The following is a 14719-nucleotide window of genomic DNA, read 5'->3' as shown; positions in this document are numbered from 1 at the left end:
GGAAGGTAGGACGGGAGACGACCGGGGTCAACCGGTCGGTAACAAAGTCGGTGACGGAGTCGGTGCCGAAGTCGGTGCCGCGTCAGGGTTCCCGGGTCTCGACCCACTGCCAGAAGTCGACCATCATCCGCTCGTACCGGATGCCGAACTCCAGCGCCTCGCGCTGCCCGCGCGTCAGCAGCTCGCCCACGCCCTCGGCCAGCTCCTCGTACTCGCCGAGGGTCCGGCGGTGCTCCTCCGCCTGGACCGGGGCGTGGACGCGCGGGCTCGCGCCGAACCACAGCTTGAGGATGCCGCGCTCGCGGGCCTCGACCGGGACGAAGGAGGAGTCTGCGAGCCAGCCGCGCAGGGCCGCCGCCCCCTCCTCCGTCAGCTTCATCAGACGCCGGTTCCGGCCACCGGCCTGGCGCACCTCCGACAGCAGTCCCGCCTCCAGGAGCCGGTCGCACTGGGCGTAGACCTGCGCGTGCGGCATCGACCAGAAGGGAGCCACGGTGCGCGCGGCCTCGACCTTCACGTCGTACGGACTGGCCTCGCCCAGCTGGTCGATGATGCCGAGCACGAGAAAGGAGGGCGTGGTCAACCGGACTTCAGACATGCCGCGACGGTATCGCGGAGGTCTCGGAGGGCGGTCGCGGAGAGGCGGCGGGCTGAGCGAGAGGCGGAACCGCCGGGTGATCCCCGGGCGCCGCGGCCTCGGGGCGGAGGAGCTCGCCGAGCGCCGTCAGGCGGATGAGCCGGAGGATCCACGGCTGGTCGCAGATCAGCCGCCAGCGGGCGCCCCGCGCCTGGACCCGCCCGGCGCAGTGGGCGAGCAGGCCGAGACCGGTGGCGTCGCAGAAGGTGAGCCTCCGGATGTCGAGGGTCAGCCCCTCGGACTCCCGGACGAGGGCGTCGAGCTCGGGCCTCAGGTGCCGCACCAGGACGAGGTCGAGCTCACCGCGGAGCGCGGCGACGGTGAGTCCGCCGGTCGAGCGGACGACGAGGTGCGGGTCGTGACGGGGAATCAGCTGCATCGGACGCTCCACAGGGTGGGTCCATGTGTCCCGTCGAGCGTGGCCGCGGCCACGCCGGGAGGGACGTTTCGCCTCGACCCCTGTCACCTGATCCGGTGAATACGCGGGCCACTCGGAGCCGCCAGGACACCTTGATCCGAACACTCGGACGAACGAGCGTGCTCATCTATCGGTTGACAAACGCTCGTTTCAAGAGCGAACGTTATGAGTGCGATAGGGCGCCCCGGGTTCTCCGAACCCGGCCGAGCGACGGACGAGGTGGACCGATGGACACGACGACGGTGGTGCGGCGGGGCGTCCCCGAGGGCGGTGCGGCGCGCGTCGCCGCCCTGTACTGGGAGGCGTTCGGGCGGAAGCTCGGCGCCGCGCTCAACCCGCCCGACAAGGCCCGCGCGTTCCTGGCCGCCCACCTCCACCACGACCGGGCCGTCACCGCGCTCGTCGACGGCGAGGTGGCCGGCGTGGCCGGTTACCAGCTCGACGGGCGCGGTCTGCTGGGCGGCGGCGCGGGGGACGTCCTGTCGGCGTACGGCGTGCTGCGCGGACTGCACCGGGTGGCCCTGCTGGCGCTCCTCGAGCGGCGCCCCGCCTCCGGCGAGCTCGTGATGGACGGCATCGCCGTCGCCCCCGGACACCGCGGCGCGGGCATCGGCACGATGCTGTTGCGCGAGATCGCGGCCGTGGCCGCCGAGGCGGGCGTCCGCAGGATCCGGCTCGACGTCATCGACGTGAACCCGCGGGCCCGCGCCCTCTACGAGCGGCACGGCTTCGTCGCCGTCCGCACCGAGCGGACGCCGTACCTGCGCGAGTTGATGGGTTTCGGCGCCGTCACCACCATGCACCGGCCGGTCACGGCAGCCGACGCGTCCCCCGGCCGGGAGGCGCGATGACCCCGGCCGACGGCGTCCCCGGCCTCGCTCCCGTCCCGACGCGCACGCTCGTCCATGCCCTCGTCCGCGAGGACGGCACCGTGGACGCCGGTGAGCTCTACACGGTGGCGGGGCTCCTCGGCATGACCGACCAGCAGGTCCGGCTCTGCCTGAAGCGGCTCGTCGCCGAGGGGCGGTTCACCCACGAGGGCCGCGGCCGCAAGGCCGTCCTCCGCGCGGTCGCCGACGCCGACGGCACGGTCGCCCCGGACGCCGCGCACGTCCGCCTCGCCTACCGGCAGGACCACGGGCTCGCCCCGTGGGACGGCGTGTGGCACCTCTTCGCCTTCGCCGTCCCCGAGTCCGAGCGGGCCGCCCGCGACGCACTCCGCGACACCCTGCTCCACCTGGGGGCCGCCCCGCTCCAAGGCGGCCTGTACGTCTGCGCCCACCCGATCGAGCCGCTCGTCGAGGCCCGGGCCGGCGAGCTCCGTGTCGCCGCTTCGGTCACCTCTCTGACCAGCACCGATCTCGATGTCGGCGGAGTGGTCGACCCGCCGGCCCTCGCCGCGGCGCTGTGGCCGCTGGACGGGATCGCGGCCCGCCACGACGAGCTCGCCGCCTTCGCGCGCTCCTGCCTCGACCGTCTCGACCGCCCGGAGCCCCTCGCGTCCGCCGAGCGCCTGAGCCTCGCGATCCGGCTCGCCGCGGCCTTCTCGTACGCGATGACACCGGACCCGCTGCTGCCCGCCGAGCTCCTCCCCCGGCCCTGGCCGGGCACGCGGGCCCGGCACCTCACGGCGACCGCCTGGGCCGCACTCGCGAAGCACCCCGCCCCGGACGGCAGCGCCCCCCTCCCCCGGCTCTTCGTCCTCTACGAGGACTTCGCGGGGTAAGGGGGGCCGTTACGAGGCCTTCGCGGGGTACGGGGGCCGCCGGGACCGTTGCGGCTCGGGCCGTCGGATCAGCCCGCGAACTCCGCCATCCACGCCTCGACCTCGGCCGAGGAGCGCGGCAGGCCGGCGGAGAGGTTCTCGTTGCCGTTCTCGGTGACGACCAGGTCGTCCTCGATCCGGACGCCGATGCCGCGCCACTCCTCGGGCACGGTCAGGTCGTCCGGCTGGAAGTACAGGCCGGGCTCGACCGTGAGCACCATGCCCGGCTCCAGGAGGCCGTCGACGTACTCCTCGTTCCGCGCGTGCGCGCAGTCGTGGACGTCCAGGCCGAGCATGTGACCGGTGCCCGCCATGGTGAAGCGGCGCTGGAGGCCGAGCTCGTACGCCCGGTCGACGGGGCCCTCGATGAAGCCCCACTCGACCAGCTTCGCCGTCATGCTGCGCTGCGACGCCTCGTGGAAGTCGCGGTACCGCGCGCCGGGCTTGACGGCGGCGATGCCGGCCTCCTGGGACTCGTACACCGCGTCGTACACCTTGCGCTGCACCTCGTTGAAGGTGCCGCTGATCGGGAGGGTGCGGGTGACGTCGGCGGTGTAGAGGGAGTTCGTCTCCACGCCGGCGTCGAGGAGGAGCAGCTCGCCGGGGCGGACCGGTCCGTCGTTGTCCGTCCAGTGCATGATCGTGGCGTGCTCGCCGGCGGCACAGATGGAGCCGTAGCCGAGGGCGTTGCCCTCCAGGCGGGCACGGCGGAAGAAGGTGCCCTCGATCCAGCGCTCGGACGTCGCGACGGCGCGGGACAGCTCGGAGACGCAGTCGGTGAAGCCGCGCACGGTGGAGTCCACCGCCTTGCGCATCTCGCCGATCTCCCAGTCGTCCTTGACCAGGCGGAGGTCGCTGAGCGCCTCCTCCAGCTCGTAGTCGCGGTCCTCGTCGGTGGTGACGGCGGCCTCCAGGGCCGGGTCGTGCCCGCGCACGATCCGGGTGGGAACCTCGGTGGAGGCGGCGGCCAGGTCGGCGGCGATGGTGCGGACGTCGCGGCAGGGCAGACCGAGGACGATCTCGGACTCGGCGAGGGAACGGCGCCGGCCCATCCACAGCTCGGCCGTGTAGCCGATCCAGAACTCGTCGTTGTCGCGGCTGTCGCGGGGCAGCTGGTAGCAGTACGCGTCGTGGCCGCCGTCCGCGCGGGGTTCGAGCACGAGGGCGCCGTCGCGGGCCTGGTCGCCGGTCATGTGCACGTAGCCCGTGTAGGGGCGGAACGGGTAGGTGTCGTCGTTCGAGCGGGTCTTGAGGTTGCCGGACGGGATCACCAGGCGCTCGCCGGGGAAGAGGGCCGACAGGGCCGCGCGGCGGGCCGCCGCGTACGGAGCCTGCTCGTCGGCCTCCAGGCCGTGGCGCTCGGTGTCGGCCCAGCCGGTCCGCATCAGGGCGGAGAGCTCCGCGGACACGCCGTCGTAGAGCCCGTTCTTGCGACGCTTCGCCATGCGATGCACCTTCTTCTCGGAGGGTTCCTGGGCCACCGGTCATCGGCGGCTCACGGACAGTACTGCGCCGAACGCCCGTTGGGTGCCCAGGACCGCCAGTGGCACAGATCGGCCATCAGGCGCCTCGCCCATGGGTGCGGGAGGGGCACCGGGCCGTCGATAATGCGGCCCATGGCGAACGCGAAACTCGGTGAGGCCCTCCGGGTCCTTGGGCTCGGTCACGACGCGGTGCGGGTCTACCTGGCCCTCCTCGATCTGGCGCCCGCGCCGCTGAGCGCGATCGGTGCGGCGGCCGGTCTGGAGGGCGCGGCGCTCTCGGCGGCGTACGGCGCACTCGTCGACGCCGGTCTCGCGAGCGCCGCCGCGGAGGGCGAGGACGTCGTGGCGCCCGTTCCGCCCGCCGCGGGCCTGGAGATCCTCGGCCGGCACCGGGCGGCCGAACTCGACGAGTCCCGCATCACCGTCGGAGGCGCGTTCGAGTCGTTCCGGCGGCGGCGGCTCGCCGGCGACACCGACCACCTCGTGGAGATCGTCACGGGCGACGCGATCGGCCTCCGGATGCGGCAGGCCTGGGCCAGTGCCCGTCACCAGATCCGCCAGCTCGACTCCCCGCCGTACTTCCCCCTGCCCGGCGCCACCGAGGACGCGCTGGCCACCCTCGCCCGCGGGGTGACGCAGCGCGTCGTGTACTCACGCGAGTCGCTGGAGCTGCCGGGCAATCTCGAGTCGGCCATCGAGCCGTGCATCGAGGCCGGCGAGCAGGCGCGGGTGCTGCCGTCGGTGCCGGTCAAGCTGGTGATCATCGACGACGCGTACGCGCTCGTGTCGCTGTCGATCAAGGAGGCCGACGTCCACAACACGATGCTGGTCGTGCAGCCCTGCGGCCTGCTCTCGGCGCTCGTGGCGCTGTTCGAGCAGGCCTGGCAGGCCGCCCTCCCGTTCCACGGCCACATCGCCCGCCCGGGCGGCCTGCCACCCTCCGACCGGCGCCTGCTGTGGCTGCTCGCGGGCGGCGCGAGCGACGACGTGATCGCCCGGGAGCTCGGCATCAGCCGCCGCACGCTGTTCCGCCGGATCCAGATCCTGATGGCCCGGCTCGGCGCCACGAGCCGGTTCCAGATGGCTTTGCAGGCCCAGCGCTCCGGCTGGCTGTGACGCCGGTCCGTGACACCGGGCGGTCCGTCACACCAGGCGGTCCGTGACACCGGGCCCGCTCACCGGGCCGTAGAGGTCAGCCTTGGTCCGGCCCCGCGAGCCGCTGCCACAGGAAGGTGTGCACGAGGGCGCTGTTGTGCGCGGCCTGTTCGTTGTCGCCGGCGCCCGCGTGTCCGCCGCCGGTGTTCTCGTGGAACAACACCTCATGGCCGAGTTCCCGCAGCCGCGCCGCCGTCTTGCGGGCGTGGCCGGGGTGGACGCGGTCGTCGCGGGTCGAGGTCATCAGGAGCACCGGCGGGTAGGCCGCGTCCGCCGCGAGGCGGTGGTACGGGGAGATGTCGCGGAGGTGCGGCAGATCCGCCTCGTCGTCGGGGTCGCCGTACTCGGCGATCCAGGACGCGCCCGCGAGGAGCTTGTGGAAGCGGGTCATGTCGAGCAGCGGCACCTGCGCGACGATCGCGCCGAACAGTCCGGGGTGGCGGGTGAGCATCGCGCCCATGAGCAGGCCGCCGTTGCTGCCTCCGGAGGCCCCGAGCATGGCCGGGGTGGTGATGCCCCGCGTGACGAGGTCCTCGGCGACGGCCGCGAAGTCCTCGAAGGCCCGCGGCCGGTCCGCGCCCAGCGCGGCCTGATGCCAGTCGGGCCCGTACTCGCCGCCGCCCCGGATGTTCGCGATCACGTACGTGCCGCCGCGCTCCAGCCACGCCCGGCCCGTCACGGAGCCGTAGTAGGGCGTGAGGGAGACCTCGAAGCCGCCGTAGCCGTAGAGCAGCGCGGGGCCGGGGCCGGTGGCGGCGTGGTCGGGGCCGATGACGAAGTACGGGACGCTCGTGCCGTCCCGGGAGGTCGCGAAGTACTGCTCCACCGTGAGTCCTGCGGCGGAGAAGCGGTCCGGGGCCTGCTTGAGGAGTTCCGTGTCGGCACCGATGCTCCCCCGGTACAGGGTGGAGGGCTGGAGGAACCCCGACACGTCGAGGAAGTACTCGTCGGAGACGTCGGGGTCGGTGTCGACGACGCTGACGGCGGACAGTTCCGGTACGCCGACGAGCGGTTCGCGGGTCCAGCCGCCGTCGGGGTCGGGGGTGAGGACCTCGATGCGGGTGCTGACGTCGTGCATCGTCTCCAGGATCAGATGGCGACGGGTCCACGCGTGCCCGGCCAGGGCCGTCCGCTCGTCCGGGGCGAACAGCACCTCGGGGGTGCGGTCGCCCGCCAGGAAGGCGTCGAAGTCGAAGGCGAGGAGGGAGCCCGTCGGCTGCCCGAGCCAGTCGGACTTCAGGGAGACGATCAGATGCCGGCGGTGGGCGTACGCGACGGCGTCCTCGGGGACGTCGATCCTGACGAGCGTGGAGTCGGGCCGCAGGAGGTACGTCTCGCTGCGGAAGAAGTCGAGGGCGCGGCCGACGAAGTCCCGCTCGAAGCCGGGCGTGCTGTCGCGGTACCCCCAGGCCGACACGTCGCCTTGTCCGGCCTCGTAGACGAGCTCGGCCTCCTCCACCGGTGTGCCCCGCCGCCACCTGCGGACCTGCCGCGGATAGCCGGAGTCGGTCAGCGAGCCGGGCCCCGTGTCCGTGCCGACGAAGACGGTGTCGTCGTCGATCCAGCCGGTCCGGGTCTTCGCTTCCGCCACCCGGAAGCCGTCCTCGACGAACCGGCGGGTGCCGAGGTCGAACTCCCGGACCACCACGGCGTCCCCGCCGTCGCGCGACAGCCGCACCAGCGCCCGGTCGTGGTCGGGGCGGCGGACGCGGGCCCCGTCCCAGACCCACTTCTCGTCCTCGGCCTCGGCGAGCGCGTCGACGTCGAGGAGGACCTCCCACTCGGGGGCGTCCTTGCGGTACTGCTCCAGGGTGGTGCGCCGCCACACGCCCCGCACGTGCTCGGCGTCGCGCCAGAAGTTGTAGAGGTGCGCGCCGCGGCGGACGGTGTACGGGATGCGGTCGGCGGCGTCCATCACCTCGCGCAGGCGGTCCTTGAGCGGGGCGAAGGCGGGGTCGGCGGCGAGGGCGTCGGCGGTCTCGGTGTTCCGCTCGGCCACCCAGGCCAGCGCCGCCTCGCCCGTCACCTCTTCCAGCCACAGGTACGGATCGGCGTCGCTCACACGCTGCTGCATGGACTCAGTTCCCGTTCTCGCGTCGGAGGTGTGCCGAAAGGTGGTACTGGAGCGGCTGTCCGACGGCCGCGAGGTCGTGGCGGAAGTCGAGCGTGTCCTCGTCCGTCAGGGTGTAGCGGCGGCGGGTGCCGGTCACGTCCTTGGCCGTGGGGGTGAGCGCCACCTGATGGGTGGTGAGGTCGATCGCGCCGTCGGCCGCGCTGCCGACGAGGATCTCGGCGATCCCGGTGGGCTGGGTGATCAGTGCCTCGACGCGCCCGTCGGGCTGCATCCGCCACCAGCCGCTCTCCCGGGCGGCGGGCCGCTGCGGGGTGCCGTCGGCGTCGATGATCCAGGCGCGGGCCTCGTAGTGGAGGAAGGGGCGCCCGTCGTGACTGAAGGTGACTTCCTGCTCGTACGCGAACTCCTCCGCGAGCGTCGGGTACGAGCCGCGGCCCCGGCCGGTCCAGGTGCCCAGGAGACCGGTGACCGGCGCGAGGAGCGCGTGCGGGGCGGGCGCCGCGTCGGCTCGCAGGGCGTCGGGGTAGGGGAACTTCCGGTCGCTGAACATGAGGTGCGCTCCTGGGTCGGGGCCTGTGCCGGATCGCAGCTTAGGCCCTGCTCCGGAAGCCTTTCGGGTCTTCGCCCGCCGGTCGCGGTTCCCCCGCCCGCGACCGGCGCGCTGCTGCCCGTGGCTAACCCCGGCTGCGTACCAGCAGGTAGAGGAAGTACGGGGTGCCGATCACGGCCGTCATGAGGCCGGCGCCGAGCTGGGCCGGGGCGATGACGGTACGGCCCACCAGGTCCGCGGTGCAGACGAGGACGGCGCCGAGGAGCACCGCGACCGGGAGCACGCGCGTGTGGTGCCGGCCGACGAGGGCGCGGGCCGCGTGCGGTGCGACGAGTCCCACGAAGGCGATCGCGCCGGCGGCGGCGACGGCGGTGGCGGTGAGCAGGACGGAGAGGGCGAGGAAGCCGAGCCGTGCGCGTCCCAGGCCGAGGCCGAGGAGGCGCGGGGTGTCCTCGTCGAGCGAGACGAGGTCGAGTTCGGTGCGCCGGGCGAACGCGACGGCCGCACTCACGGCGAGGACGCCGATGAGCGGGACCACGTCGGGCAGGGACCGCCCGTAGGTGGAGCCCGACAGCCAGGTGAGGGCCTTCGTCGCGTTGAACGGGTCGGTGAGGATGATCAGGAGGCTGATCAGGGCGGACGCGGCGATGGCGACGCCGAAGCCGACGAGGACGAGCCGGTTCTGCTGGAACCCGCCCCGCGCGGCAAGGCCGAAGACGAGGACGGAGCTCGCTGCGGCGCCCGCGAACGCGGCGCCGGCCATGCCCCACGAACCGGCCACGGGCACGGTCGTCACGAGGAGTACGGCGCCGAGCGCGGCGCCTCCGGAGACGCCCAGGACGCTGGGTTCGGCGAGCGGGTTGCGGGTGACGGCCTGGACGAGGGTGCCGGCCAGGGCGAGCGCGGCGCCCGCGAAGAGGGCGGCGAGGACGCGGGGCACCCGGGTGTCGAGGACGAAGGTGACGGTCCGGCCGGCCTGTCCCTGGGCCCAGTTCACGACGTCGCCGAGGAGCAGTTTGCTGTCGCCGAGGAGGACGCCGGCGATGGCGACGCCGACCAGGGCGGCCACCAGGACGGCGGTGGTGGTGAGGAAGCGGGCCCGGCTCCTGATGCGCAGACGCTCGGTGGCGGTGGTGCCGGCCGTGTCGCGGACGCGGATGGCCATGACGATCAGGAAGACCGCGCCGACGAGGCTGGTGACCACGCCGGTGGGCACGGCGACCGCCACGTCCGCCGGGACCAAGGCCCGCAACAGCACGTCGGAGCCGAGGACGAGCGCGGCGCCGACGAGTCCGGCGGCGGGCAGGAAGCCCCGGGTGCGGGTGAAGCCGCGGAACCTGCGGGCGAGGGGCCGGACGAGCGCGGGGGCGCACAGACCGACGTAGCCGACGGGTCCTGCGAGGGTGACGGCGGCCGTGGAGAGCAGGGCGGCGAGGACGACGGCGGTGACCCGGGTGGCCCGGACGGGCACGCCGAGGCCGCGGGCGGCGTCGTCGCCGAGGGCGAGGGCGTCGACCCGGCGGGCGAGGAGCAGCAGCCCGACGAGGCCGACGACGGCGATCGGGGCCATCTGCAGGACGCCGTCGAAGCCGTTCTGGCCGATGCTGCCCTGGTTCCAGTCGTAGAGACCCTCGGTCTCCGCGGGGAACAGCAGGAGCAGGCCTTCGGTGACGGCGGTGAGGCCGAGGGTGAGGGCGCTGCCCGCGAGGACGAGGCGGACGGTTCCGGCGCCCAGGCCCGAGAGGGAGAGGACGACGGCCGCGGCCGCGAGACCGCCGGCGAACGCGAACGCCGAGGAGGCGAACAGCGGCAGCGAGAGGCCGAAGGCGGCGGTGAGACCGAGCGCGAAGTAGGAGCCCGCGTTGACGGCGAGGGTGTCGGGCGAGGCGAGGACGTTGCGGCTGACGGCCTGGAGGGCGGCGCCCGCGATGCCGAGGACGGCGCCGACCAGAAGGCCGGCAGTCATCCTCGGCAGGCGGGAGGCGACGACGACGGACGCGTCGGCCGGATCGGCCTGGCCCGTGAACGCCTTCCACACCTCGGGCGCGCCGACCGCGGCGGTGCCCTGGGTGATGTCCACGAGCGCGAGGACCGCGACGAGGAGCACCAGGGCGGCCGTCACCGGGGCCGCGCCCGTCCGGGACGTGGCCGTCGGCGGACGGGTGGCGGGGGTGGTTGCGGTGACGGCCATGGTGTTACTTCGTCAGCGCGGCGACGACGGAGTCGACGTACGTGCTCATCGACTGGGGGCCGCCGAACATCCAGATGCCGTCGGGCAGCCGGTGCACGTTGCCCTTCTTGACGAACGGCAGGGACGTCCAGACCTTGTCCTTGGCGAGGACACCGGTGAACGGCGTGCTGCCGGCGTCGCCGTCGTTGCCGACGTAGGCGAACTGCACGTCACCGAGCTTGGTGAGGCCCTCGACGTCGGTGGTGCCGAGGCCGTAGGCCGGGTCGCCCTTGACGGTCCAGGCGTTCTTCAGACCGAGCTTCTCGTTGACCGCGCCGATCAGCGAACCGCTGGTGTAGGGGCGGATCGAGACCTGGTTGGACATCACGTAGCCGTCGGCGAAGGCGTACTTCGTCCCGGCGAGACCGGCGTCGGCGAGCTTCTTCTTGCCCTCGTCGAGCTTCGCCTGGAACGCCTTCTTGAGCTCGTCGGACTTCTGCGTGGTGCCGGTCGCCTTGGCGATGGCGTCGAGGTCCGCGTTCATCCGGCCGATCGGGTCGGCGGCGTCGGCGGCCTTCAGCGTCAGGACCGGGGCGACCTTGCGCAGCTGCTTCACGGCGGCCGGCGGCAGGTCGGTGGTGGCGACGATGAGGTCGGGCTTGAGGGCGGCGACGGTCTCCACGCTGGGCTCGCCGCGGGTGCCGATGTCCTTCGGCTCGTTCTTGAGCGGGACGGCGGTGTCCCAGGTCTTGTAGCCCTTGACGTCGGCGACGCCGACCGGGTCGACGCCGAGCGTGATCAGGTGCTCGACGACGTTCCACTCGGTGCCGACGACCTTCTTGGCGGGGCCGTCGAGCTCGACCTTCTCGCCCGTGGAGTCGGTGAGGGTGATGCGCTCGGTGCTCTTCTTCGCGTCGTCGGCGGCGGGCTCGGTGGTACCGCAGGCGGACAGGGCGAGGGCCGCGGTGGTGGCGGCCGCCGCGGTGAGGAGAAGTCGTCTCATGATGTGGTGCTGAGCCTTTCGCTTCGCGAGTGGTGGCGGCCTATCGCACGGGTGCGCAGCCGGCCGGTGAGTGGATCGGTGTCTACTTCGATGCGGATGCCGTACGTGGCGGTCAGCCGCTCGGGAGTCAGTACGTCCTCGGGGGTGCCGTCCGCGACGACCCGTCCCGCGTCGAGCAGGACGATCCGGTCGGCGACGGCCGCGGTCTGGTCGAGGTCGTGGAGGACGGCGCCGACGGCGATGCCGTGGTCGTCCGCCAGGTCGCGCATGAGGTCGAGGAGTTCGACCTGGTAGCGGAGGTCGAGGTAGGTCGTGGGTTCGTCGAGCAGCAGCACGCCCGTCTGCTGCGCGAGGCAGCCGGCGAGCCAGACGCGCTGGAGCTGACCGCCGGAGAGGTGCTCGGCGCCGCGCTCCGCGAGTTCCGTGACGCCCGTCATGGCGAGCGCGCGGTCCACCGCTTCCCTGCCGCCCGGGTCGGCCTTGCCCCAGCGTCCCCGGTACGGGTAGCGGCCGAACTCGACCACGTCCCTGACCGTGAGCCCGCTGGGCGTGGGGCGTCCCTGGGTGAGCAGGGCGACGTGGCGCGAGAACTCACGGGGGCTCAGCGCGAGACCGTCGGTGTCGCCGTCGAGGACGAGCGTGGCGGTCCGGGGCTGCTGGAGGCGCGCGATGGTGCGCAGCAGCGTCGACTTGCCGCTACCGTTCGGGCCGACCAGGACGGTCACTTCGCCGGGGCGCAGCGTCATGGACGCGTCGTGGACGACGTCGACGCCTTCGTACGCCACGGTGACACCCATGGCCGAGAGTTCATGACCGTGGGGGCCCGGGGCCGCGGAGGTCTGTTCGCCTGCTTGCACGTCCCGAAGGTTAGCCTAACCTTAGCGAGAGGTGAAAGGGGGTCCGGGATTAGACCACAAGGCGAATTCCGGCCAAGCGTGCAGGTCCACACGTCGGGACGTCCGTTGACCCGGCCCACGGGGGCGGCTACGTTCGCGCCATGTTGCGTTCAGCAGTGCTCACCACGCGCGGTCACATCGACCTGCTGCGGGTGGCCTCCGCCGCGTGTCGCCGCGGCCGCTGACGCCCTTTCACCCCCACCTCGCCTCTCTGCCTCCTGACGCCCCGCCCGTCGTGCGCGCGTGCCCGCTCCGCGCCCACGACCGCTGTGGCGCACCTTCATCGCGTTCACGGAAAGGCCTCCTGATGACCGTCCACCTGCACTGGTTCCTGCCGACCGGCGGCGACGGCCGGACCCTCGTCGACCGGCACGCCTACGCGGACGGCGGGATCACCCGGAACGGGACCGTGCCGGGGCTGCGCGCCCCCGACATCACCTACCTGACCCAAATAGCCAAAGCGGCCGAGCAGTTGGGCTTTGAAGCGGTGCTGACCCCGACCGGAACGTGGTGCGAGGACGCCTGGCTGACCACGGTCGCGCTCGCCCAGCACACCGAGCGCCTCAAGTTCCTCGTCGCGTTCAGGCCGGGGGTGATCTCGCCCGTGCTCGCGGCGCAGATGGCGGCCACGTACCAGCGGATCACCCGGGGCCGCCTGCTCCTCAACGTGGTGACCGGTGGCGACTCCACCGAGCAGCGCCGCTTCGGCGACCGCCTCGACCACGACCGGCGGTACGCGCGCACGGCGGAGTTCCTCTCGGTGGTGCGGGGCGTCTGGAGCGGGCGGCCGTTCGACTACGACGGCGAACACTTCCGGATCGAGGGCGGGCTGACCGCCCTGCCGCCGGACCCGCTGCCGGAGGTCTTCTTCGGCGGTTCGTCCCCGGCGGCGGGTCCGGTCGCGGCGGAGCACGCGGACGTCTACCTGACGTGGGGCGAGCCGCCGTGGCAGGTGAAGGAGAAAATCGACTGGATCCGTCGCCTCGCGGAGGAGCGCGGGCGGACGGTCCGCTTCGGGATCCGGCTGCACACGGTCTCGCGCGACTCGGCACGGGAGGCCTGGGCCACCGCCGACCGGCTGCTCGCCGACCTCGACGACGGGACGGTCGCCTCCGCGCAGGAGCTCCTCGGCCGCACCGAGTCCGTCGGCCAGCAGCGGATGCTGGCCCTGCACGGACGCGGCTCCCTCGACCGGGACAAGCTGGAGATCTCGCCGAACCTGTGGGCGGGCGTCGGACTCGTCCGGGGCGGGGCCGGAACCGCGCTGGTCGGCAGCCACACCGATGTCGCGGACCGGATCGAGGAGTACCACGACCTGGGCGTGGAGCATTTCGTGCTGTCGGGCTACCCGCACCTGGAGGAGGCGTACTGGTTCGGCGAGGGCGTGACGCCGGAGCTCGTGGCGCGCGGACTCGTCGCCCCGCGGGAAGATCTCCGACTCCCGAAGAGTTAGTAGAACCGTGAACGAATTCGGTGGAGCAGCGGTCCAGGCCACATCCGTGGACGTCGTCGTCATCGGCGCCGGGCAGGCGGGCCTCTCGGCCGCCTTCCACCTGCGGCGCGCCGGCCTGGAGCCGGACCGGGACTTCGTCGTGCTCGACCACTCCCCGCACGCGGGCGGCGCCTGGCAGTTCCGGTGGCCGTCCCTCACGTACGGCAAGGTGCACGGCATGTACGCGCTGCCCGGCATGGAGCTGGCCGGCGCCGATCCGGCGCGCCCCTCGTCGGAGGTGATCGGCGCGTACTTCGACACGTACGAGCGGACCTTCGACCTGCGGGTCCACCGGCCCGTCGACGTCACCGCCGTCCGGGAGGGCGACGGCGGACGGCTGCTCGTCGAGACCTCCGAGGGCCCGTACGCGACACGTGCCCTGATCAACGCGACCGGCACGTGGGACCGCCCCTTCTGGCCCCGGTACCAGGGGCAGGAGACCTTCCGGGGCCGCCAGCTGCACACCTCCGGCTACCCGGGCCCCGAGGAGTTCGCCGGGAAGAGAGTGATCGTCGTCGGCGGCGGGGCCTCCGGGACCCAGCACCTCATGGAGATCGCCGAGGTCGCCGCCGAGACGACCTGGGTGACCCGGCGCGAGCCCGTCTTCCGCGAGGGACCCTTCGGGGAGGCGGAGGGCCGCGCCGCCGTGGCGCTCGTCGAGGAGCGCGTACGCCTCGGGCTGCCGCCGCAGAGCGTCGTCTCGGTCACCGGCCTCCCGCTCAACGACGCGATCCGCGCGGCACGCGAGCGCGGCGTCATGGACCGGCTGCCGATGTTCGACCGGATCACCCCGACCGGAGTGGCCTGGGACGACGGGCGGACCGTCGACGCGGACGTGATCCTGTGGGCGACCGGCTTCCGCGCCGCCATCGAGCATCTGACACCGCTGCGCCTGCGGGAGCCGGGCGGCGGCATCCGGGTGGAGGGCACGCGAGCGGTCCGGGACGAGCGCGTCCACCTCGTCGGCTACGGCCCCTCGGCCTCGACGATCGGCGCCAACCGGGCCGGCCGCGCGGCCGTCACCGACATCCGCCGCCTGCTGACCCGCGAGCCCGCCGCCGCCCCGACGGCCTGA

14 protein-coding genes are annotated in these 14719 nt (G+C 73.2%); 6 read left to right on the top strand and 8 right to left on the bottom strand.

Going from position 1 to position 14719, the window contains the following annotated elements; all coding sequences use genetic code 11:
• Nucleotides 1-82: 82 nt before the first annotated feature.
• Together OG357_RS34070 and OG357_RS34065 are read right to left on the bottom strand one after the other, a co-directional pair.
• Nucleotides 83-598 (bottom strand): PadR family transcriptional regulator, encoded by a 516-nt coding sequence (locus tag OG357_RS34070; protein WP_329624773.1) that lies wholly within the window; start codon nucleotides 596-598, stop codon nucleotides 83-85.
• Nucleotides 591-1016, bottom strand: coding sequence for an STAS domain-containing protein (locus OG357_RS34065; protein WP_329624772.1), 426 nt, complete (start codon nucleotides 1014-1016; stop codon nucleotides 591-593). The genes OG357_RS34070 and OG357_RS34065 overlap by 8 nt, the downstream gene beginning before the upstream one ends.
• 266 nt (nucleotides 1017-1282) lie before the next feature.
• On the opposite strand from OG357_RS34065, the gene OG357_RS34060 reads away from it, so the two are divergent.
• Both OG357_RS34060 and OG357_RS34055 read left to right on the top strand, forming a co-directional pair.
• Nucleotides 1283-1906 (top strand): GNAT family N-acetyltransferase, encoded by a 624-nt coding sequence (locus OG357_RS34060; protein ID WP_329624771.1) that lies wholly within the window; start codon nucleotides 1283-1285, stop codon nucleotides 1904-1906.
• On the top strand, nucleotides 1903-2781 hold the full coding sequence (locus tag OG357_RS34055) for a PaaX family transcriptional regulator C-terminal domain-containing protein (RefSeq protein ID WP_329624770.1): 879 nt from the start codon (nucleotides 1903-1905) through the stop codon (nucleotides 2779-2781). The genes OG357_RS34060 and OG357_RS34055 overlap by 4 nt, the downstream gene beginning before the upstream one ends.
• Nucleotides 2782-2849: 68 nt before the next feature.
• On the opposite strand, the gene OG357_RS34050 is transcribed toward OG357_RS34055, so the two are convergent.
• On the bottom strand, nucleotides 2850-4265 hold the full coding sequence (locus OG357_RS34050) for an aminopeptidase P family protein (protein ID WP_329624769.1): 1416 nt from the start codon (nucleotides 4263-4265) through the stop codon (nucleotides 2850-2852).
• 171 nt (nucleotides 4266-4436) lie between these two features.
• Here OG357_RS34050 and OG357_RS34045 point away from each other — a divergent pair, with 171 nt between their 5' ends.
• Nucleotides 4437-5420, top strand: coding sequence for a LuxR family transcriptional regulator (locus tag OG357_RS34045; RefSeq protein ID WP_329624768.1), 984 nt, complete (start codon nucleotides 4437-4439; stop codon nucleotides 5418-5420).
• A 76-nt stretch (nucleotides 5421-5496) separates the two neighbouring features.
• Here OG357_RS34045 and OG357_RS34040 read toward each other — a convergent pair whose 3' ends face one another.
• From OG357_RS34040 to OG357_RS34020, 5 genes are all read right to left on the bottom strand, one after another.
• Nucleotides 5497-7533 (bottom strand): prolyl oligopeptidase family serine peptidase, encoded by a 2037-nt coding sequence (locus tag OG357_RS34040; protein ID WP_329624767.1) that lies wholly within the window; start codon nucleotides 7531-7533, stop codon nucleotides 5497-5499.
• A 4-nt stretch (nucleotides 7534-7537) separates the two neighbouring features.
• Nucleotides 7538-8083: an FABP family protein gene (locus tag OG357_RS34035; RefSeq protein ID WP_329624766.1), complete on the bottom strand. Its 546-nt coding sequence runs from the start codon at nucleotides 8081-8083 to the stop codon at nucleotides 7538-7540.
• Between the two features lie 124 nt (nucleotides 8084-8207).
• The gene (locus OG357_RS34030; protein WP_329624765.1) at nucleotides 8208-10274 is read right to left on the bottom strand and encodes an iron ABC transporter permease; all 2067 of its coding nucleotides are present in this window, start codon (nucleotides 10272-10274) and stop codon (nucleotides 8208-8210) included.
• Nucleotides 10275-10278: 4 nt separating this feature from the next.
• Nucleotides 10279-11256, bottom strand: a complete 978-nt coding sequence (locus OG357_RS34025) for an iron-siderophore ABC transporter substrate-binding protein (RefSeq protein WP_329624764.1) — start codon at nucleotides 11254-11256, stop codon at nucleotides 10279-10281.
• Nucleotides 11253-12113: an ABC transporter ATP-binding protein gene (locus tag OG357_RS34020; RefSeq protein ID WP_443066770.1), complete on the bottom strand. Its 861-nt coding sequence runs from the start codon at nucleotides 12111-12113 to the stop codon at nucleotides 11253-11255. The genes OG357_RS34025 and OG357_RS34020 overlap by 4 nt, the downstream gene beginning before the upstream one ends.
• Nucleotides 12114-12253: 140 nt before the next feature.
• Between OG357_RS34020 and OG357_RS38885 the strand changes: the two genes are divergently transcribed.
• The 3 genes from OG357_RS38885 (at nucleotide 12254) to OG357_RS34010 (ending at nucleotide 14719) form a co-directional block, all read left to right on the top strand.
• Nucleotides 12254-12337, top strand: coding sequence for a putative leader peptide (locus tag OG357_RS38885; RefSeq protein ID WP_443066836.1), 84 nt, complete (start codon nucleotides 12254-12256; stop codon nucleotides 12335-12337).
• Between the two features lie 122 nt (nucleotides 12338-12459).
• Nucleotides 12460-13605: an LLM class flavin-dependent oxidoreductase gene (locus OG357_RS34015; RefSeq protein WP_329624763.1), complete on the top strand. Its 1146-nt coding sequence runs from the start codon at nucleotides 12460-12462 to the stop codon at nucleotides 13603-13605.
• 7 nt (nucleotides 13606-13612) lie between these two features.
• Nucleotides 13613-14719, top strand: a complete 1107-nt coding sequence (locus tag OG357_RS34010) for an NAD(P)-binding domain-containing protein (RefSeq protein WP_329624762.1) — start codon at nucleotides 13613-13615, stop codon at nucleotides 14717-14719.

The organism is Streptomyces sp. NBC_01255, assembly GCF_036226445.1.
Lineage (GTDB): Bacteria > Actinomycetota > Actinomycetes > Streptomycetales > Streptomycetaceae > Streptomyces.
This window is presented reverse-complemented; position numbering and strand designations above follow the sequence as displayed.

Coding starts and splice junctions, on each gene's coding strand:
- OG357_RS38885 (WP_443066836.1), top strand. CDS start 12,254: ATGTTGCGTTCAGCAGTGCTCACCACGCGCGGTCACATCGACCTGCTG.
- OG357_RS34055 (WP_329624770.1), top strand. CDS start 1,903: ATGACCCCGGCCGACGGCGTCCCCGGCCTCGCTCCCGTCCCGACGCGC.
- OG357_RS34035 (WP_329624766.1), bottom strand. CDS start 8,083: ATGTTCAGCGACCGGAAGTTCCCCTACCCCGACGCCCTGCGAGCCGAC.
- OG357_RS34040 (WP_329624767.1), bottom strand. CDS start 7,533: ATGCAGCAGCGTGTGAGCGACGCCGATCCGTACCTGTGGCTGGAAGAG.
- OG357_RS34015 (WP_329624763.1), top strand. CDS start 12,460: ATGACCGTCCACCTGCACTGGTTCCTGCCGACCGGCGGCGACGGCCGG.
- OG357_RS34025 (WP_329624764.1), bottom strand. CDS start 11,256: ATGAGACGACTTCTCCTCACCGCGGCGGCCGCCACCACCGCGGCCCTC.
- OG357_RS34060 (WP_329624771.1), top strand. CDS start 1,283: ATGGACACGACGACGGTGGTGCGGCGGGGCGTCCCCGAGGGCGGTGCG.
- OG357_RS34065 (WP_329624772.1), bottom strand. CDS start 1,016: ATGCAGCTGATTCCCCGTCACGACCCGCACCTCGTCGTCCGCTCGACC.
- OG357_RS34070 (WP_329624773.1), bottom strand. CDS start 598: ATGTCTGAAGTCCGGTTGACCACGCCCTCCTTTCTCGTGCTCGGCATC.
- OG357_RS34030 (WP_329624765.1), bottom strand. CDS start 10,274: ATGGCCGTCACCGCAACCACCCCCGCCACCCGTCCGCCGACGGCCACG.
- OG357_RS34045 (WP_329624768.1), top strand. CDS start 4,437: ATGGCGAACGCGAAACTCGGTGAGGCCCTCCGGGTCCTTGGGCTCGGT.
- OG357_RS34050 (WP_329624769.1), bottom strand. CDS start 4,265: ATGGCGAAGCGTCGCAAGAACGGGCTCTACGACGGCGTGTCCGCGGAG.